At 62.7% G+C, this 18142-nt stretch carries 22 protein-coding genes; 11 read left to right on the top strand and 11 right to left on the bottom strand.

The window, feature by feature from the left end; all coding sequences use genetic code 11:
* Positions 1-170: 170 nt before the first annotated feature.
* On the bottom strand, positions 171-902 hold the full coding sequence (locus RH831_RS09185; protein ID WP_310553893.1) for a fumarylacetoacetate hydrolase family protein: 732 nt from the start codon (positions 900-902) through the stop codon (positions 171-173).
* Between the two features lie 107 nt (positions 903-1009).
* Here RH831_RS09185 and RH831_RS09190 point away from each other — a divergent pair, with 107 nt between their 5' ends.
* From RH831_RS09190 to RH831_RS09200, 3 genes are read left to right on the top strand one after another with little or no spacing between them, the layout of a single operon-like run.
* On the top strand, positions 1010-1723 hold the full coding sequence (locus RH831_RS09190) for a metal-dependent hydrolase (protein WP_310553894.1): 714 nt from the start codon (positions 1010-1012) through the stop codon (positions 1721-1723).
* Between the two features lie 42 nt (positions 1724-1765).
* Entirely contained in the window at positions 1766-2068 is a 303-nt protein-coding gene (locus RH831_RS09195) for a DUF5779 family protein (RefSeq protein WP_070364798.1), read from the top strand.
* Positions 2069-2118: 50 nt separating this feature from the next.
* Positions 2119-2778, top strand: coding sequence for a hypothetical protein (locus RH831_RS09200; protein ID WP_310553895.1), 660 nt, complete (start codon positions 2119-2121; stop codon positions 2776-2778).
* Here the strand turns inward: RH831_RS09200 and aglJ are convergent.
* From aglJ to RH831_RS09220, 4 genes are all read right to left on the bottom strand, one after another.
* Entirely contained in the window at positions 2767-3702 is a 936-nt protein-coding gene (gene aglJ, locus RH831_RS09205; protein WP_310553896.1) for an S-layer glycoprotein N-glycosyltransferase AglJ, read from the bottom strand. The two genes, RH831_RS09200 and aglJ, sit on opposite strands and share 12 nt — an antisense overlap.
* Before the next feature lie 43 nt (positions 3703-3745).
* Positions 3746-4933, bottom strand: a complete 1188-nt coding sequence (glmU, locus tag RH831_RS09210) for a bifunctional sugar-1-phosphate nucleotidylyltransferase/acetyltransferase (RefSeq protein WP_310553897.1) — start codon at positions 4931-4933, stop codon at positions 3746-3748.
* 72 nt (positions 4934-5005) lie between these two features.
* Positions 5006-5395: a PIN domain-containing protein gene (locus RH831_RS09215; RefSeq protein WP_310553898.1), complete on the bottom strand. Its 390-nt coding sequence runs from the start codon at positions 5393-5395 to the stop codon at positions 5006-5008.
* Positions 5392-5601, bottom strand: coding sequence for an antitoxin VapB family protein (locus RH831_RS09220; RefSeq protein WP_310553899.1), 210 nt, complete (start codon positions 5599-5601; stop codon positions 5392-5394). The genes RH831_RS09215 and RH831_RS09220 overlap by 4 nt, the downstream gene beginning before the upstream one ends.
* A 124-nt stretch (positions 5602-5725) precedes the next feature.
* Here RH831_RS09220 and RH831_RS09225 point away from each other — a divergent pair, with 124 nt between their 5' ends.
* From RH831_RS09225 to RH831_RS09235, 3 genes are read left to right on the top strand one after another with little or no spacing between them, the layout of a single operon-like run.
* Positions 5726-6895, top strand: coding sequence for an NAD-dependent epimerase/dehydratase family protein (locus RH831_RS09225; RefSeq protein ID WP_310553900.1), 1170 nt, complete (start codon positions 5726-5728; stop codon positions 6893-6895).
* A 1-nt stretch (position 6896) separates the two neighbouring features.
* Positions 6897-7838 (top strand): NAD(P)-dependent oxidoreductase, encoded by a 942-nt coding sequence (locus RH831_RS09230; RefSeq protein ID WP_310553901.1) that lies wholly within the window; start codon positions 6897-6899, stop codon positions 7836-7838.
* The gene (locus RH831_RS09235) at positions 7835-8830 is read left to right on the top strand and encodes an NAD-dependent epimerase/dehydratase family protein (RefSeq protein WP_310553902.1); all 996 of its coding nucleotides are present in this window, start codon (positions 7835-7837) and stop codon (positions 8828-8830) included. Before RH831_RS09230 ends, RH831_RS09235 begins: the two co-directional genes overlap by 4 nt.
* A 54-nt stretch (positions 8831-8884) precedes the next feature.
* Here the strand turns inward: RH831_RS09235 and RH831_RS09240 are convergent, their stop codons facing one another.
* Both RH831_RS09240 and RH831_RS09245 read right to left on the bottom strand, forming a co-directional pair.
* Entirely contained in the window at positions 8885-9139 is a 255-nt protein-coding gene (locus tag RH831_RS09240; RefSeq protein WP_310553903.1) for an antitoxin VapB family protein, read from the bottom strand.
* Positions 9140-9204: 65 nt separating this feature from the next.
* On the bottom strand, positions 9205-10044 hold the full coding sequence (locus RH831_RS09245; protein WP_310553904.1) for a helix-turn-helix domain-containing protein: 840 nt from the start codon (positions 10042-10044) through the stop codon (positions 9205-9207).
* Between the two features lie 79 nt (positions 10045-10123).
* Here RH831_RS09245 and RH831_RS09250 point away from each other — a divergent pair, with 79 nt between their 5' ends.
* From RH831_RS09250 to RH831_RS09270, 5 genes are all read left to right on the top strand, one after another.
* Positions 10124-10270: a hypothetical protein gene (locus RH831_RS09250; RefSeq protein WP_310553905.1), complete on the top strand. Its 147-nt coding sequence runs from the start codon at positions 10124-10126 to the stop codon at positions 10268-10270.
* Between the two features lie 70 nt (positions 10271-10340).
* Complete coding sequence (locus RH831_RS09255; protein ID WP_310553906.1) at positions 10341-11492, top strand: sugar phosphate nucleotidyltransferase; 1152 nt, start codon at positions 10341-10343, stop codon at positions 11490-11492.
* Positions 11492-13291 carry a glutamine--fructose-6-phosphate transaminase (isomerizing) gene (glmS, locus tag RH831_RS09260; RefSeq protein WP_310553907.1) on the top strand — a complete coding sequence of 600 codons (1800 nt, stop codon included), beginning with the start codon at positions 11492-11494 and terminating at the stop codon, positions 13289-13291. The genes RH831_RS09255 and glmS overlap by 1 nt, the downstream gene beginning before the upstream one ends.
* A gap of 95 nt (positions 13292-13386) precedes the next feature.
* Positions 13387-13638 carry an AbrB/MazE/SpoVT family DNA-binding domain-containing protein gene (locus RH831_RS09265; RefSeq protein WP_310553908.1) on the top strand — a complete coding sequence of 84 codons (252 nt, stop codon included), beginning with the start codon at positions 13387-13389 and terminating at the stop codon, positions 13636-13638.
* Positions 13635-14015, top strand: coding sequence for a PIN domain-containing protein (locus RH831_RS09270; protein ID WP_310553909.1), 381 nt, complete (start codon positions 13635-13637; stop codon positions 14013-14015). Before RH831_RS09265 ends, RH831_RS09270 begins: the two co-directional genes overlap by 4 nt.
* A gap of 21 nt (positions 14016-14036) precedes the next feature.
* Here RH831_RS09270 and RH831_RS09275 read toward each other — a convergent pair whose 3' ends face one another.
* From RH831_RS09275 to RH831_RS09290, 4 genes are all read right to left on the bottom strand, one after another.
* On the bottom strand, positions 14037-15830 hold the full coding sequence (locus RH831_RS09275; RefSeq protein ID WP_310553910.1) for an ABC transporter ATP-binding protein: 1794 nt from the start codon (positions 15828-15830) through the stop codon (positions 14037-14039).
* Between the two features lie 75 nt (positions 15831-15905).
* Positions 15906-17204 (bottom strand): UDP-glucose 6-dehydrogenase AglM, encoded by a 1299-nt coding sequence (aglM, locus tag RH831_RS09280; RefSeq protein ID WP_310553911.1) that lies wholly within the window; start codon positions 17202-17204, stop codon positions 15906-15908.
* Positions 17205-17343: 139 nt separating this feature from the next.
* Positions 17344-17685 (bottom strand): type II toxin-antitoxin system PemK/MazF family toxin, encoded by a 342-nt coding sequence (locus tag RH831_RS09285; protein ID WP_070364784.1) that lies wholly within the window; start codon positions 17683-17685, stop codon positions 17344-17346.
* Positions 17682-18041, bottom strand: coding sequence for a helix-turn-helix domain-containing protein (locus RH831_RS09290; protein WP_070364783.1), 360 nt, complete (start codon positions 18039-18041; stop codon positions 17682-17684). The genes RH831_RS09285 and RH831_RS09290 overlap by 4 nt, the downstream gene beginning before the upstream one ends.
* Positions 18042-18142 lie beyond the last annotated feature (101 nt).

Here is an 18142-nt window from a genome sequence, read left to right on the forward strand (position 1 = left end):
CGCTAAACGGACAGATAACCTCACACCGAGATGGCGGCTGTCCCGGGGTTTTCGCGGTTAGGAGCGTGGTAACCAGATCGGCGGCGATTTCGAAAGGGCGTAATTGACACTCGAAAACGGGGCGAATGTTCCGGGCCTAACGGTTCACTAGGATGGGATTTGGAGTCCTGTCAGCCCTGGGCGACGTCGTGTTCGAGCGTTCCAACGCCTTCGATCTCGATTGCCACGTGATCACCATCTGAGAGCGGGCCGACTCCAGCCGGTGTTCCGGTACTGATGACATCACCCGGTTCGAGGGTCATGTAAGTCGTGATCTCGGCGACCAGTTCGGGCACGGAGAAGATGAACTCGGCCCGGGAGGAGGATTGTTTCACCTCGCCGTTGACCCGAAGTTCGATCGACGCGTCCGCGGGTACATCCTCGGGGTCAGCGACGACCGGCCCCATCGGGGCTGCGCCGTCGAAGGCCTTCCCCCGTATCCAGTTCTGCTCCCGGTCCTGATCGTCGCGATTCGACACGTCGTTGACGGCCGTAAAGCCCGCGACCACGTCCCAGGCGTCGGCCTCGCTCACGTTGCGGGCTTGCTCACCAATCACTACCCCGAACTCGGCCTCGTAATCGACTCGCTCTTTGTCGGCCGGGAGGGTGATGGTATCACCGTGACTTGCCACGGTGTTCGGCGTTTTGAGGAAGAGCAGCGGGCGATCGGGGATGTCCGAATCGCGTTCGGCGGCGTGATCGGCGTAATTCAATCCGATCGCGATGATCTTCGTCGGCTCGGCCGGCGGGAGCACCTCCACAGTCTCGGGATCGTAGACCTGCCCGGCGGCCTCGATACCCGCATTCGTCCACTCGCCGGTTCGTGTCGCCCCGGCCCGGTCTCGAAAGCGAACTGTTCGCATGCCCCCGGATTCGTTGGCCCCTGGCCTAAGGGTTGCGAGGGCGGAAAAGGCTGCCAACCGCCCGAAATGCCACCATACTTATTGGATATTTGCCCCTACACCCGTCCATGCGTCTAACCTGGCACGGCCATTCGACCTGGGAAGTAACCGTCGACGAGACACACCTGTTGATCGACCCGTTCTTCGATAATCCCCACACCGCACTCGAACCGATCGACGTGCGCACTCCCGATTACGTGCTCCTCACGCACGGCCACGCCGACCATATCGCCCACGTCCCCGAGTTCACCCAGAGCACGATCGTCGCGACGCCGGAACTCGCTGCCTACGTGGCCGACGAATACGGGATCCAGGACACCATCGGGATGAACCTGGGTGGGACAGTCGAACTTGGTGATGCCGCCGTGACCATGCACCGGGCCGACCACTCGAACGGCATCGAGACCGATTACGCCAGCTCCGGCGGCATGCCGGCCGGGTTCGCCATCAGCGACGCGACGCCTACACCCGAAGACGCCGCGGAGTGTACGACCTTCTATCACGCCGGAGACACCGCGCTCATGACCGAGATGCGGGAGGTCATCGGGCCGTACCTGGACCCGGACGCGGCCGCAGTCCCGATCGGCGATCACTACACCATGGGCCCCGAGCAGGCCGCCATCGCGGTCGACTGGCTCGGGGTCGAGCGAGCCTTCCCGATGCACTATGACACCTTCCCCGCCATCGAACAGGACCCGGCGGATTACGAGCGAGCCGTGAAGAAAACGGGCAGTTCGGCGACCGTCGACGTTTTGGACGGCGACGAGACGGTCGAGATCTGATCGGGACGAACGTTTTTATCCGCTGGCGCGTTCGGTTCGCGCATGAGCGACTTCAGCCTGGACCTCCGCAACGCCGAAGAAGAACTCGACATCTCGGCCGCCGAGGAGGGGGATTTCGGCGGTCGAGTCGTCCTGGGGACCCTCGACGGTACCACCCCCGACGAGGAGTGGCTGGCCGAAATCGAGGCGGGCAACGTCCTCTTCCTCGCCATCGAGGGGGATCTCAACGAACTCGCGTCCGGGTTCGCCCGGGACGTAAAGGAAAACGGCGGGTCGCTCACGCACTTCCGGCGGTTTCTGGTCGTGGGCCCACCCGGCGTGCAGGTCGACACCGAGCGACTCTGAGGATTTCCGTCTCCGACAACTGTTAACAGCCATCGCTCGTACCCCAGGGTATGCCTATCAGAGACGACGGTTCGGCGACCGATCCGGCGATCGTGGACCAGTTCGACGGCGGATTCGGCTGGCTCCCACATCCCGAGGAGGCGATGCAACGGGCCAGTCACGCCGTCGATTTCGGTGACGGCGTCTGGATCGTCGATCCCCTCGACGCACCTGGTATCGACGAGCGAATCGAGGAACTCGGCGAGGTTCGGGGTGTCATCGTCCTCCTCGACCGGCACGAGCGGGACGCCGCGGCGTTCGCGAATCGGTTCGACGTCCCCGTCTTTCGACCGCCCTACGTGGACCGGGAGTTCGACGCCCCCGTCGAGTGGCTCGGGTCACATCTCCCCGACTCGGATGTGCAGGTGCTCCAGACAGTCGACCTCCCGTTCTGGAAAGAGGGGGCGCTCTACGACGGAGAGACACTTGTTCTCGCTGACGCCCTGGGGGCGGCCGGCTACTTCGCCGTTGGACCGGAACGACTCGGCGTGCACCCTATGCTCCGGCTCTCCCCGCCTACCAAGTTAGGCGGACTCACGCCAGAGCGGATCTTCGTCGGCCACGGCGAAGGCGTCGGGTATCGTGCTGCAGAAGCACTGGACGTGGCTCTCACTGGCGCTCGGTGGCGGTTGCCCCAGGCCTGGCTGGCCGGGCTTCGATCAATCTTCTAGCTCGGTGAGGCGGTCGGCGATGTCGTCCAGCCGTCGCAGTCGCTCCCGATGCAGACTCGCGAGCATGTCCGCGAGAAAGCCAAAGAGGATCAACTGTCCGCCGAGCAGAATGGCGAGCGTCGCGAGTACGGCGATAATCTCGTGTGAAACGTTCTGCGTGAAGTACTCCACACCGACGTAGCCGCCGAAGAGCAATCCCGCGCCGAAGATGAGCCCACCGACGCTCCCGAAGTAAAAGAGTGGATTCGTCGTCTTCGCCAGGCTGTAGAGGGTCAAAAGGATTCGGCCGCCGTCCGCAATCGGGTTCAGGTTCGGGTCGGAACCCGCGGGTCGGGCGCGGTACGTGATCGGAACGACCGACACGTCGAGTCCACGTTTGACACACTCCACTGCCATCTCGGTCTCGATGCCAAAGCCAGTCGCCGAGAGATGCATCCGCTCGAAGGAGTCCCGGGTGAACGCCCGGTAGCCACTGAGAATGTCGCCGTGGTCCTCGCCGTGGACGCCTCTGAACACCCGATTGAAGAGTCGATTGCCTACCTTGTTGAGCCGGGTCATCGCCCCCGATTCCATGTCGGCAAACCGGTTGCCGACGACGTGGTCCGCCTCGCCCGCCCGGAGGGGTTCGAGCAGGCGGTCGGCCTGACTCGGGACGTAGGTGCCATCGCCGTCGAGCATGAGGACGAACTCGGCTTCGACGTGTTCGATCGCTTCCCTGACCGCCTGGCCCTTGCCGCTGCCGGACTGGGTTATCACCCGAGCCCCGGCGTTCTCCGCGATCTCGACGGTGTCATCCGTCGAGTGACCGTCGACGACCAGCACGTTCTCCAGCCCAGCCTCGTGAAGCCCGGCGATGACGTCGCCGATCGTCTCGGCCTCATCGAGAGTCGGAATCAACACACAGACCTCGCCGTCCTCACCCATTACCACCCTCTCGCGAGGCCATCGCCAAAAGCGTATCCTTCGCTCAGTCTCGCCGGACGACCGCGCCCGGGTTGGTAGTCGCCCCGGCGTCGAGGGTCACACCGACGTTGAGACTCGTGTTGATGCCCGTCTTCGCCCCCGGGCCACAAACACAGCCGAACTTCCGGCGACCCGTATCCACCGATTCGCCTTTGACCGTCGCCCGGACCGTCTGGTCGTCGTGTCGCAGGTTCGCGACGACGGTCCCCGCCCCGAAATTGACGTCCGGCCCGATCACGCTGTCTCCGACATAGGAGAGGTGTGAGATACTCGCTCCGGCCATCACCACGCTGTTTTTGACTTCGACGGCGTGACCGATCTGGGCGTTCCGATCGACCAGAGTGGTCCCTCGAATGTAGGCGTTCGGCCCGACTGTCGCTCCCTCACGGATCATCGCCGGCCCCTCGATGACCACTCCGTGACGGACTGTCGCGCCGGGTTCGACTACCACACGCCCCTGGAGGTCAGCCCCCGGGTGAACGTTCCCCGCGACGGCCCGGGACCGCTCCCCGATCAACCACTCGTTCGCGTCGAGAAGTTCCCAGGGCCGACCCACGTCGAGCCACCGGTCCATCTCGACGGGTGCCACCGTGGTCGATTCACAGGCCCGATCTAGCACGTCGGTGAGTTCCCGCTCGCCGCGCTCGCTTTCGGCCACGTCGAGCCAATCGACGGCCTCGCCCGGGAACACGTAGGCCCCGGTGTTCACCAGATCCGAGGGCGGGTCCGCCGGCTTCTCGATGACGCCGGTCACGCGACTCTCGTCTTCGGAGAGTTCGAGCACGCCGTACTGACTCGGGTTCGGAACGCGCATCGCGCCGACGGCGGGCCCAGCCTCGAAGACCGCGCGAAGCGATTGTGGGTCGTAGAGTCCATCGCCGTTGAGCACGGCAAACGGCTCATCATCGAGTTCCTGGCTCGCTACTTGCAAGGCGTCGGCGGTTCCGTCCTGGGTGGACTGTTCGACGTACTCGATGGGCAGGCCGTCCCAGAAATCGCCGAAGTGATCACGGATAGCTGCCCCTTCGTAGCCGATCACGAGAATGATCCGGTCCGCACCCGCAGACCGGGCTGCCTCGATGGTGTGCTCCAGGAGCGGCCGATCGGCGACGGGCAGCATCGGTTTCGGGCGATCCGCCGTGAGCGGGCGCATTCGAGTGCCCTCGCCCGCGGCGAGAATGACGGTGTCCATGGCTCTATTGGCTGGGCGACGGGGGAAAGATTTGTCGGGTCGACGGCCACGAGGGGCTCCCAGGTCTCGAAACTACGCGTGTCTGTGGTTCTCAATGGACAGTCCGTCGATTGACTCGAAGTGGTCGTCACCAGCAACAAGGGTCGCCCCACGGTTGCGAGCTACCCCTGCGATCATGACGTCGCCGATGGGAATTCGATCCCCCGCTGATTGCAATTCCGCCTGGATACGGGCCCCCTCGATTGCGTCCAGCGTGGAAAACTCGAGGAAGTCCACCCATCGAAGCGACTCCTGAAGTTCGGACAGCTCTCGCTTGGAATCCCAGACCACGCCAAACGCCAGCTCGAACATCGAGACAGTCGATGCGACGAGTGGGACGTGTTCGTTTGCGGCGAAAAAATCTCTGGCTGACGCCCGCCCACGTTCGTAATCGACCAAGTAGCTCGTTTCGAGCAGTTTCATTGATCGAAGTCGCGCTCGAAGAGCTGATCCAACTCGTCCAACCCACCCTCGAAGTCCACATCACCCAGTGCCCCGAACCCGGCTTCGAACTGGGTTCCCCGATCTGTCAATCGCGATAGTAAATCGGAGAAGCTTTCGTCTGGGCGCTTCTGTGCCCGTAGCTGTTCATAGACCTCCTCACGAACCCGAATTGTTTTCGTCCCCATGTGTGTATGTGTACGTCCACGTAGACATATTTGTTCGGGTCACCCCGATGTGTCGCCCAAGATGGCCGCCCAGCAGAAGGGTACGCTTATGTGGATCGGTTAGTAACTCGCGAACTGAGTAACCATGACCATTCTGCTCACCGGCGGCGACGGCTACCTCGGGTGGCCGACCGCCCTGCGGATCGCCAGTCGCACCGACGACCGAGTCGTTCTCGTCGACAATTTCGCCCGCCGCGAGTGGGTCGAGAACGTCGGTTCGCGCAGCGCGACACCCGTCGCCCCGATCTCCGAGCGACTGGACGCCGCCGAGGAAGTCCTGGGAATCACGAACCTCTCCTTCGTCGAGGGTGACCTGGCGGACAAGGAGTTCACGGACGAACTGCTCGGAATCCACGAACCCGAGGTCATCGTCCACGCCGCGGCCCAGCCCTCCGCGCCCTACTCCCAGATCAACGGCGAGCGGGCGAACTACACCCAGCACAACAACATGCAGGCCACGCGGAACCTGCTCTGGGGGCTGGAGGAACAGGACCTCACCGATACTCACTTCATCGAGACCACGACGACCGGGGTCTACGGCGCACCCGAGTTCCCGATCCCAGAGGGTGGCGCGACGATGGAAAACCAGGGCGAAGAAGACGAAGTGCCCTTCCCCGCGATGGCCGGTAGCTGGTATCACCTCACAAAGAGCCACGACGCCGCGAACATGCGGCTGGCCCACCAGCAGTTCGACATCCCGATCTCGGACGTTCGGACCTCGATCATCTACGGGGCGGGAACCGACGAGACCCAGGCCGACGAACGGCTGGCCACCCGGTTTGACTTCGATTACTACTTCGGCGTGGTCGCCCATCGCTTCGCGGCGCAGGCCGTCGCGGGCTACCCGATGACCGTCTACGGCAAGGGCGAGCAGCGAAAGCCCTTCGGCAGCCTCGAAGACGCGGTCGAGGGCCTGGCACGACTGGCGCTCATGGACCCCGAGGAGCGCGAGTCGGGACACACCGTCTACAACCAGGTGACCCGGCCGATCAGCATCGTCGAGGTGGCAGAGACCATCGCCGACGTGGCCGGGGAGTTCGGCTACGACGTCGCCGTCAAGCACTTCGAGAACCCACGTGACGAGGACGAGACCCACGAGATGGAGATCGAGAACGACCGTTACCTCGATCTGATCGACGAACAGCGCGTGACCTTCGAGGAGGGCATGCGCGAGACCATCGGGACCATCAGCGAGTACGAGGAGATCATCACGGCCCACGAGGACCGGTTCCTCCCCGGCGTCCTCGAAGACTGAGATGGAGGTCCTGGTCACCGGCGGTCTGGGGTACATCGGTAGCGCACTGGTCCCACACCTGCTGGACCAGGAGTCAGTGACTGGCGTCAGGATTCTCGACGATCAATCGACCGGCAGCCCGCGGAACCTCTTGGGTTCGGGGCTGAGCAATGGCCAGCCCCTCGACGTGCGAGCCGGCGACGTCCGGGAGTATGGCACCGTCGAGAGCGCGACCCGAGGCGTCGATGCAGTCATCCACCTCGCGGCAATCACCGGCGCGGAGAGCACTCACGACCGCCGCGAAGAGACCTTCGCGGTGAACTACGAGGGCACCGAGAACGTCCTCCAGGCCGCCGAAAAACACGCCGTCGAGACCGTGGTCTTTGCCTCCTCGTGTAATCTTTACGGCCGGGCGGCGGAGACGGAGCTGTCAGAGGACGCCGAGCCGGACCCGCTGAACCCCTACGCCGAGTCCAAATACGAGTCCGAGCAACTCCTTCGGGAGACAGCGGCAGAGAGTGACCTCTCGACGACCGCGCTGCGGATGAGCACCAACTTCGGGTACGCACCCGGAATCCGGTTCAATCTCGTAGTGAACCACTTCGTGTTCCAGGCGCTGACGGGCCGGCCACTGACCGTCTACGGCGACGGCACCAACTGGCGGCCGTTCATCCACGTTCGAGACGCTGCACGGGCCTTCGCTCACGCGGCGCTCAATCCCGAGCAGTACGACCAGCCCGTCTACAACGTGGGCGCGAACGATCAGAACTACCAGATCAAGGAGATCGCGGCGGTGGTCCGTTCGGAGTTGGATCGTGATCTGGAGATCACCTATCTGGAAGATCGCAAACCGGGGCCGTCATACCACGTGAACTTCGATCGGCTCGCGGCGGGGACGGATTACGAGCCGGAAGAAACACTTCGGTCGGGTATTCGAGATCTGGCAGCCCAATTCGAATCATGAGCACCACTGAAACTTCACCAACGATCGCCATCACCGGCGCAGCGGGATTCATCGGCAGTCGTGTCGTGAAAGACCTGCAGGAAGCACACCCTGACTGGGAACTCATCGCGTTGGACAACTTCTACCTGGGTGAGGTGCGACAGATCGGAGAGCTCGTCGTCGAAGAGGTCGACATCCGGGATCGAGATGCCCTGGAGGCGACCCTCTCCGGTGCCGATGTCGTCTTGCACCTGGCCGCGATCAGCGGCGTGGAGGACGCCACGGCGCACCCGGATTTGACCTACGAGGTCAACGTCCAGGGGACGAACAACGTCGCCTGGTTCTGTCGAAAGACCGGTGCGGGGATGGTCTTCCCGTTGAGCATGGCGACCACACTGGGGAATCCCGACGAGTTCCCCATCACGACAGATCACGAACGGGACCCGATGAACTGGTACGGCCGGAGCAAGGTCCTGGGCGAGCAGGCCGTCGAGACCTACGCCGATGGGGCGTTTCCGGCCCACCTGTTCATGAAGTCGAACCTTTATGGGGAGCACGAGATCGGCGACCAGGTGGTCTCGAAGGGGACGGTGATCAACTTCTTCGTCGATCGCGTGTTCACGGACGACCCGCTCACGGTCTACGAGCCGGGAACCCAGGCCCGCAACTACGTTCACGTCACGGACGTGGCCCGTGCCTACGTCAAGAGCGCCGAGAAACTCCTGGAGCAACTCGAGGCCGGCGAGACCGGAGCCAGCGCCTACGAGATCGCGAGCGACGAGGACCCCAGCGTGATGTCCGTCGCGAAGACCGTCCAGGAGATCGCTGCCGAGAAGGGGATCGAGACCGAGGTCACACTGGTCGAGAACCCACGCGAGAGCGAGTCCATGGTGAGCGAGTTCGAAATCGATACGTCGAAAGCAAAGCGAGAGCTTGGTTGGGAGCCCGAGTTGACCATCGAAGCGAGCGTCCGGCGGTTGTTGGAGAAGCGGACCGCACAGCTGGTCAATTGAATTCGGGTCGGTTGGAGGTTCTGCAACCCGACCAGCGGAATTTCGTATCGAGAATCACGAAGCGTCTCCGCTTTGGTCCATTAATCGTCCCAGGCGGCCTTTTTGCTGGGTCGCGTGTTCGCTTCGCCGTGAATCGACTGCTTCAGAGACCGCTTCGGCGGTGTCTTCGGCAAGCAACCCGTGAAAATCCTGCAGTTTGACACCGGCTATCAGCCGGTTCACGACGTCACTGAAGCTCTCGTTCTCCCGTTTTTTGGCCTTCAAGCGCTTGTAGGCGTCTTCGGTGAGGGAAACCGTCTTCCTCGACACATGCCAGATTAGTATCTGTAAATAGTTAGTAATTGGGTCCAGACAAAATCCGAAACCCAAACCGATCAGCCCTCCAGGGATTCATACTCCCAGGTCAGTTCGAACAGCCGGTTCATCCCGGCCACGAAGGATGCGTTCTCGGTGACTGCCGCCTGTCGAAGCGCCAGCGGGATGTCCTCCTCCTCGACCAGGAACAGAGCCTTCCCGGACTCGTACTCCATACTCGGATCGGCCAGCGTGCCGCGGACGGGGAGTTTCGACTCGCTGATTCGATAGTCGACACCCGCGATAGCATCGAGTGTGTCCATTCGCTCAGCCTGGACGGCCTGGTTATCGGGTTCGAGATACTCTTCGTGAACGAAGAGCACCCGCACGTCAACCCCACGATCCGCGGCGGCAGACAGGGCCTCCTTGACGGCCGGGAGATACTCGAAACTCTTCGTGAAGACTCGAATCCGCTCCTCGGCCGCGGCATAGAGCTGGCGGGTCTCCCGTTCGGAGACCTCACCCACGTCGACCACCCAGAAGAGTTCCTCCGTTGGCGTGATGTCCTGGCTGGCCGCCTCGAAGCGACTCTGGAAGGTCTCGAGGAACGCCTCGCGCATCGACTGGATCGACTGACGCTCGGATTCGAAGGTCTGGCGACGGTTCTCGATGGCCCGATCGAGGATCTCCGCGGGGGGCTTTGGCTGGTACTCCTTCGGCCGGCCCGGGATGACCTTGAGGAACCCACGGTCGCTCAGTTCGGAGAGGACGTCGTAGATGCGAGCCTTGGGAATACCCGTAGCCTCCGAGAGTGTGGGAGCGGTCGTCCGGCCGATGGTGAGCAACTCCGTGAGGGCCCGGACCTCGTACTCGCCGAGATCGAGGCGTTCGAGCAGCCACTCGGGATCCGGTTCGTCCATTCGTCCCGTGGATCACGGGGCGCGGGCAAAAAGGGGTCGGTACCTTTTTGCCGCGGGCTCACGATGAGTGACTAAGAAAATGAGTAACCAGCTGTCGGAGCCGGAACCCGACGGGGAGGACCCCGATCGGGCCCATCTGGCGGACGTCGAGAGCGGAGCCGGGTGCACGGAGATCTGGGAAACGCTCAGCGAACAGCGGGCCGAAGCTGAAGCGACTGAGGACTGATGGGTACTTGTGTTTCGCGGGGGTTTGAATACGTAGCCCGACCGATTGCCAATATGCGAGTCCACCACCCATGAAGGCAGTCATCCTGGCCGCTGGCGAGGGTCAGCGGCTCTCCCCCCTGACGAACGTCCGCCCGAAACCGATGCTTCCAGTCGCGAACGAACCGATTCTGGCACGGGTCATCGAGGCCGTCTCCGCGGCCGGCATCGAGGAGATCCTCCTCGTGGTCGGCTACAAGTCCGACCGCATCCAGCAGGCGATCGGCGACGGCGACGACTGGGGTGTCGATGTCACCTACGTAACGCAGGCAAAACAGCTCGGTACTGGAGACGCCGTCCTGCAGGCCGAGCCCCACGTTGCGGAGGACTTCCTGGTGCTGAACGGTGATCGGGTCACCGACAGCCAGGTCCTCACCGACGTCATCGAACGTCGCGAGGCGACCGGCGAGACGGTCATGGCTGTCACACGGGCCGAAGAGCGCTCCCTCTATGGCGTGGTCGAGTTGGACGGCGATCGAGTCATCGACATCATCGAGAAACCCGAGCCACACGAGATCGACTCGGATCTGATCAACGCCGGGGTGTACGCCTTCGGGCCGGAGATCTTCGAGGCCATTCGGGCGACCTCGACACACGGGGAACTCGAACTGACCGACGTGCTCTCGTTCCACCTGGATCGCCAACCGATTCAGGCCGTTCCCGACCGGCAGCCCTGGCTCGACGTCAGCCGCCCCTGGGACCTGCTCTCGGTCAATGCGGCGTTGCTCGACGAGGAGGATACGGGCGATCGGGCGTCGATCGATCCGACGGCCGCCGTCTCCGCTGGCGTGGCACTCGGATCAAACGTCCAGGTCTACCCGAACGCCACCGTCTTGAACGGGACGGCGATCGGCGACAACGTCACGATCGGGCCGAACGCCACGGTCTCGAACTCGATTCTGATGGCCGACGTGACAGTCGAGGCTGGCGCAGTCGTCCGGGACGCCATCGTCGCGGAGAACGTCACGATCGGGCCGAACGCGACCATCGTGGGCGGGAAAGCCGACGTGATCCTGCAGGAGACCGTGCATCGCGACGTGACCCTCGGCGGCGTGATCGGAGACAACGCAATCATGGGGGGTGCGGTGACGGTCCATCCCGGGAGTTTCGTCGGCAACGGAGCAACAGTGGCACACGGCGCACAGATCGACGGCCGCATCGAACCGAACGGAACGGTCCAATAATGTGTGGAATTACCGGCTACGTCGGCGATCGCGACGCGCTCCCGATCGTCTCCTCGACACTGGCGAACCTGGAGTACCGGGGGTACGATTCCGCGGGTGTCGCCCTGGGGAACTCCGAACTGGAGATCTACAAGGCCGAGGGCAAGATCGGGGAATTGACGCTTCCGGACAGTTCCACGGCGCGAAGCGGGATCGGTCACACACGGTGGTCGACTCACGGGCCGCCAACGGACGAGAACGCCCACCCCCACACGGACTGTACGGGGGAAATCGCAGTCGTCCACAACGGCATCATCGAGAACCACGCCGAGTTGCGGGCCGAACTGGGAGCGAACCACACCTTCACGAGCGACACGGACACGGAAGTCGTCCCGCACCTGATCGAGGAACACTGGGATGGCGGGGACTTGCTCGACGCCGTGTCAGCGGTCGTCGATCGGCTTGCGGGGAGTTTCGCCATCGCGGTGCTCGTTGAGGGCCGGAACGAGATCGTGGCCGCACGCCAGGACAGTCCGCTCGTGATCGGTCACGGCGACGGCGAAAACTTCCTGGCGAGTGACGTGCCGGCCTTCGTCGAGCACTCCCGGGACGTGACCTTCCTCGAAGACGGGGACGTCGCCCGGATCGCGCCGGATGGGGTGGAGATCTACCACGACGGCGAGCGAATCGAACGGGAGCGGACAGCAATCGAGTGGGAGGCCGAAGCCGCGGAGAAAGGCGGCTACGAGCACTTCATGCTCAAGGAGATCCACGAGCAGCCCCGGGCGCTGCGCCAGGCGCTAACCGGACGGGTGGACGCGCTTTCCGGAGACGTGGATCTGGACCTGGGACTGCCCGAAGAGTATCTGCAATCCCTGGAGGAGATCCAGATCGTCGCGGCGGGGACCTCCTATCACGCCGGGTTGTACGCCAAACAGTTGCTGGAAGACCTGGCGGACGTTCGCGTGACCACGCACGTCGCAAGCGAGTACGAGGTGGGCGGGGGGCGGGACCCCTGGCAGACGCTGGTCATGGCGATCACCCAGAGTGGGGAAACCGCCGACACCCTGGGGGCCCTCCGAAGGGCCAAAGCGAGCGGTGCGCGCACGCTGGCCATGACGAACACGGTCGGGAGCACGGTCACTCGCGAGGCCGACGAGACCGTTTACATCCACGCCGGGCCGGAGATCGGCGTGGCAGCGACGAAGACCTTCGTCTCGCAAGTGGCGACGGCGACGATGCTGGCAGTCGCGCTTGGGCGGGTTCGAGGAACGCTGAGTCGGGACGAGGCCGGGGCGGTGCTCGACTCGCTCCGTGGGTTGCCCGGCGCGATCCAGCAGGTGCTCGATCGGGAGGCCGAGATCGAGGCGATCGCCCAGGAGTACGCCGACCGCGAGGCCTTCTTCTTCCTCGGGCGTCGGCTAGGGTACCCAGTCGCCCTTGAGGGAGCGCTGAAGCTGAAGGAGATCTCCTACGATCACGCGGAGGGATTCGCGGCCGGTGAGCTGAAACACGGGCCGCTGGCGCTCGTGACCGAGAACGTGCTCGTGCTGTCGGTGTTGACTGACGGCTCCAATCCGGAAGCGACGCTGCACAACGTGGCCGAAGTGGACACCCGCGGGGCGGCGACAGTTGGATTCGGTGAACCAAACGGCGAGCAGAATGTACTAGACCAGTCTTTCCCAGTGCCCGAAGCCGGATTACTAGAGCCGGTTGTCGCGAACGTCTACATGCAGCTGTTCGCGTATCACGTCGCCCGTTCGAAAGGGCGAGCGATCGACAAGCCGCGAAATCTGGCGAAGAGCGTTACCGTGCAGTGAAAGTTGTGTCGGGTTCCCACATAAAGAACGTTTTGTGGGATTGATTTCTGTTGCGGGGGCAAGATTATTGCAAGACCCACGCGTAGGATCTCCTAATGAGTGGAACAGCAAAGACGGATGATCGTGGGCGGATCGTCATTCCCCGAGCGGTACGGGAGAAACACGGCGACCGCTACCGCATCGTCGAACTCGACGATCGAGTGGAACTCATTCCCCTCCGATCCGACCCAATCGAGGGGCTTCAGGACGCGGTCGGGGACGCGTTCGAGGGGAAGACGATCGCAGAAATCAAAGCCGAGGCCCGACAGACCGCTCGCGAGGAGGCCCTTTCCGAGGACACGACATGATCTATGCGGACACGGACTTTTTCATCGCACTGGTCAAAGACGACGACTGGCTCCAATCGCGGGCCGCGGAGATCGCCCGTGAGTACGAGGGCGAAATATACACGTCCCGCAGTACGCTCCTCGAACTACTCGTCATCTCGGACCGATTCGAGTTCGATCGACTGGCCGCACTCAGCTACGCCCTGGATATCGCTCACGTCGAAGAAGACGAATCGGTGCTCTTCCGGGCGGCCGATTACATGGACCAGCACGGGCTCACTGCCTTCGACGCCTATCACGTCGCCTATGCCGATTCCGATCCGATAGTGTCCTCTGACAAACAGATCGAAGCGGTGACTGACCAGCGGATCGCGATCGAATCCGGAGAGCGGGATTGAGTTTCCAGTCGCCAGTTTGGGTTACTCTTTCGACTGAATCGCGTACAGCTCTGCGTACTCCCCATCCGCATCGAGTAACTCCCGGTGCGTGCCGGACTCGATGATCTCACCAGCGTCGACAGTGTGAATCCGATCGGCGTTTTGCACCGTCGAGAGGCGATGGGCGATGGCGATCATCCCGTAATCCCGGTCCATCGACTCGATCGAGCGCTGGACTTGCCGTTCGAGATTGGAGTCCAAATCGCTCGTCGCCTCATCGAGGACGAGGAAATCGGCGTCTTTGAGGAGGGCCCTGGCGAGGGTGACACGCTGGCGCTGGCCCCCGGAGAGACGAACACCGTCGTCACCCAGTTGTGAGTCATACCCCCGCGGGAGTTCGTTCAGGAATTCGTCCACCTTGGCGATCTCACAGACTTCTTTTACTTCTTCGCGAGTGGCGTCCCGATTGCCGATCGTGACGTTGGCTTCGAGGGTGTCGTTAAAGATGTATGGCTGCTGGCGAACCACCGCGATACGTTCGCGCCACTGGTCGATGTCGAACTCCTCGATCGGGGTGCCATCAGCGCGAATTTTGCCTTCGTCGGGGTCGTACATCCGGGCCAGAAGTGAGACGATCGTTGACTTGCCAGCGCCGGACTGGCCCACGAAGGCCACGAACTCGCCCCGCTCGACGTCGAAGGAGATGCCCTGCAGGACTGGTTCGTCTGGCTCGTAGGCGAAGTGAACGTCCTCGAACTCGATCTCATCGACGGACTGGACTGGTTTGTCCCCGTCCGGTTCCTCGTTCTCTGTGAGTCGGTCGAGGAACTCCTGGGTGCGGACGAGATGGGAGATATTCCCCTCCAGATTGTAGAAGAAGCTGTTGAGCGTGCTCACTCGTGGGGCGAGCTGGAACATCGCGATGAGGAAGATCCCGAGTTCGCCAAGGGAGAGCCCGGAGTAGGTAAACCCGACGTAGATGAGGACGAAAATCGTCAGCGCGGCGGCGAGCTGGTAGTAGTTCTGAATTGCGGCCTTGTTCCGGGTCAGATCGACACTCGAATCGGCGTACTGTTCGATCGACTCGCGGAACGAGGAAAAGACCTCATCGGAGAGGCCGAAGAGTTTGACGTCCCGCACACCCTGGGTGCCCGCCTGGACGGCCTCCTGGACTTCCTCGTTTGCCTGGGCGACTCGATTGCCCACAGTTACCGCCGGCTCGATGACGAAGCGCAGGAGGACGGTAATCCCGCCCAAAAGAACGATCGCCAGGCCAGTCATCGTCGGCGTGATGTAGAGCATGACCCCCATGTAGACGGCGACGAGGAAGACGTACTCCATCGTCCGGACGCCATCGCGGATGACCCGGCCGGAATAGCGGGTCTCGGTGATGATGGCGTTGAGGACGTCATCGGAGCCTTCCGCATCGAAGTAGCTGATCCGGGCCCCGAGTGCCCCCTCGAAGGCACGCGTGCGAAGTGACTTCTCGTAGTGTTTCGCGAGGATCGCCCGTAGCCAGGCGACCAGGAAGGAGAACGTGTACCGGATGATCATCACGAGTGCGACGCCGACGATCAGATAGCCCAGCGTGAACGGCAGGCCGACGAAGTCATAGAACGCGAGGAAGGTTTCGAGTACCGGGCCGCCCCCCTCAACTGGGCCCTCAGTCTGGGCGACTTCCAGGATGGGATAGATGAATCCCAGGCCGACGCCCTCGAGGACTGCGGCCAGGCCGCCGAAGAGAACGAGACCGAACGTGAACGTAGGGCGATAGGCGGCCACCCGACGGAGGGCCGCGATCTTTTCCACCCACGAAAGTTCATCTGCAGCAGTCATCGAATTGGCGGGAGTTTCAAGCGTACGGGCATAAGGGTGGTGAATGCTGTCGGGATCGAGTGACGTCGCCGACGCCTACCAGGTGAGCCCTTCGTACACGATGCCGTCGCGACCCTCGATTACTCTGCGGCCGTCGATGACAACTGGCTCGACCATCGACTCGAACTCCGTGTCGAGGGCGGCGAATTCGTCCCAGTCGGTGACTACGAGCGCCGCAAACGCGTCCTCGAGGGCTGTGGCGGCTGAATCGGCGTACTCGATATCGGGGAAGTGGGCCTGCATGTTCGCGGTCGCGACGGGATCGTAGGCCACGACATTTGCATCGCGGTCCAGCAGGCCCTGGATGATCGGAATCGCTCTGGAGTTTCGTGTGTCATCCGTGCCGGGTTTGAACGCCAGGCCGAGCACGGCGACTCGTTTGTCTGCGACGTCGACGTGTTCGTCCAGCAGGTCGAGCATGCGTGTCGGCTGGTGGTCGTTGACCTCCCTGGCGGCTTCGAGCATCGGTGGCTCGTAGCCGGCCTGTGTTGCCGCTGCGATGATGGCATCCACGTCTTTCGGGAAGCAACTGCCGCCCCAGCCGACCCCGCTGCGAAGGAACTGCTCGCTGATGCGGTCGTCCAGCCCGATGGCCTCGGCCACCTCGTAGGCGTCCACGTCGAACTCCTTGCAGATGTTCCCGATGTCGTTGATGAGGCTGATCTTGCTGGCGAGGAAGGCGTTGTTCGCGTACTTGATCATCTCGGCCTCGCGAATCCCCGTGGCGAAGATCGGTGGCTCGCCTGTGGCTTGCTCGCGGAGCGGTTCGTACACGGATTCGAGCGTTTCCCGAGCCGCCGCGTCCTGGGTGCCCAGGACGATCTTGTGTGGTTCGAGGAAGTCCGTGACGGCAGAGCCCTCACGGAGGAATTCCGGGTTCATCGCGACATGGAAATCCTCGCCGGCCGCCTTTCCGGCGGTGGATTCGATGGCGGTGGCGACCAACTCCTCGGTCGTTCCGGGGATGACGGTACTCTTCACGACGACGAGATGTGGTGTCTCCTTCTCGGCGAGGACCTCTCCGACCGACTCGGCGGCGGCCTCGATGGAGGCCGTGTCGATGCTGCCGTCCTCGTTGGAGGGGGTAGGGAGTGCCAGAAACGTGACTTCTGTGTCGTGGATAGCCTCGTAATCGGTCGTTGCACTGAGTTTCGAGCCAGCGTGGGTCGCGATCAAATCGTCCAGGCCGGGTTCGTGGATCGGGGACTCGCCTGAGTTGATCGTCTCGACGATTTCCTCGTCGATATCCACGTTTACTACCTCGTGGCCCAGGTCGGCAAAGCAGCCCGCAATCGTGGTTCCCACGTAGCCCGAACCGACGATACTGAGTTTCATTGCACGCGGGTTTGACGGGGAACGGTTAAGGCGTTCTGAAAGACCGGTCTGCTGTTTGTCGTCTGCGCTCTCTTTCTGGCGTTCGTGATAATCGTTTCCTCGCACCGTTCCGAAAAAAGCGATGTATCCCCCAGATCGATCATTCCCCGGACGAGGGTTCGAGATAAGCTTCGAGAGCGTCGACGACAGTTCGGACGAACGCCTCATCAAGGCGACCTTGCCGCCGAACAATCGCGGCGTGCTTCGGGGACGCCACAGCCCATGGCGAAGCGTAGGACTGCCGAGGCATTCCACCCTCGACCCAATCCGCGTCGTCGAGTGGAATTCCCCCTTCGTGGGGCGTCGTTGTCAGTGTTACCGTCATGTACTCTTCGTCACCGAACGGATGGGTGTCGTTGTTGAGAATCAGCCATGGTCGAGGACTTTCCCCCGACTTGAACGGGTCCGGTCCCCAGACGACATCCCCACGCTGATAGCTCATTCAGAATCCTCGTCCGACACGGCGTGCTTCAGCCATTCGTCCATGTCTTCGTCCCCGAAGCGGTCGTTTGCGGCGCGAGTGCTCTCGGAGAGACTTGTGTAGGCAGCCACCGCATCGGCCTCGCCGACCGCCCAGTAATTGCCCCGGTGGCGGACGAGTCCCCGGTCTTCGAGCCGCGAGAGAACAACACTGATGCTCCCCGCTTTTACGTCGGCCGCGTCCCGAATTTCGCTCTGGGTGAACGCTTTCTCGGGATGCGCGGCGAGGAACCGCATCACGCGGTCGGCATTCGTCTCCCCGCCGTTCCGAAGTTGGTCTTCGGGGGCGGATTCGAAGGTCTCGATGTCGATTGCCATGTGTATTTCTTTGTCAGCCAGTGTATTAGATGTATTGGCGTATTTTCAGCTGTCACGGCCCAAGAGTTAGCTATGAGGTCGAATCAATCGGTAATCGCCGC

It is taken from the genome of Halodesulfurarchaeum sp. HSR-GB (assembly GCF_031432215.1).
Classification (GTDB): Archaea; Halobacteriota; Halobacteria; order Halobacteriales; family Halobacteriaceae; genus Halodesulfurarchaeum.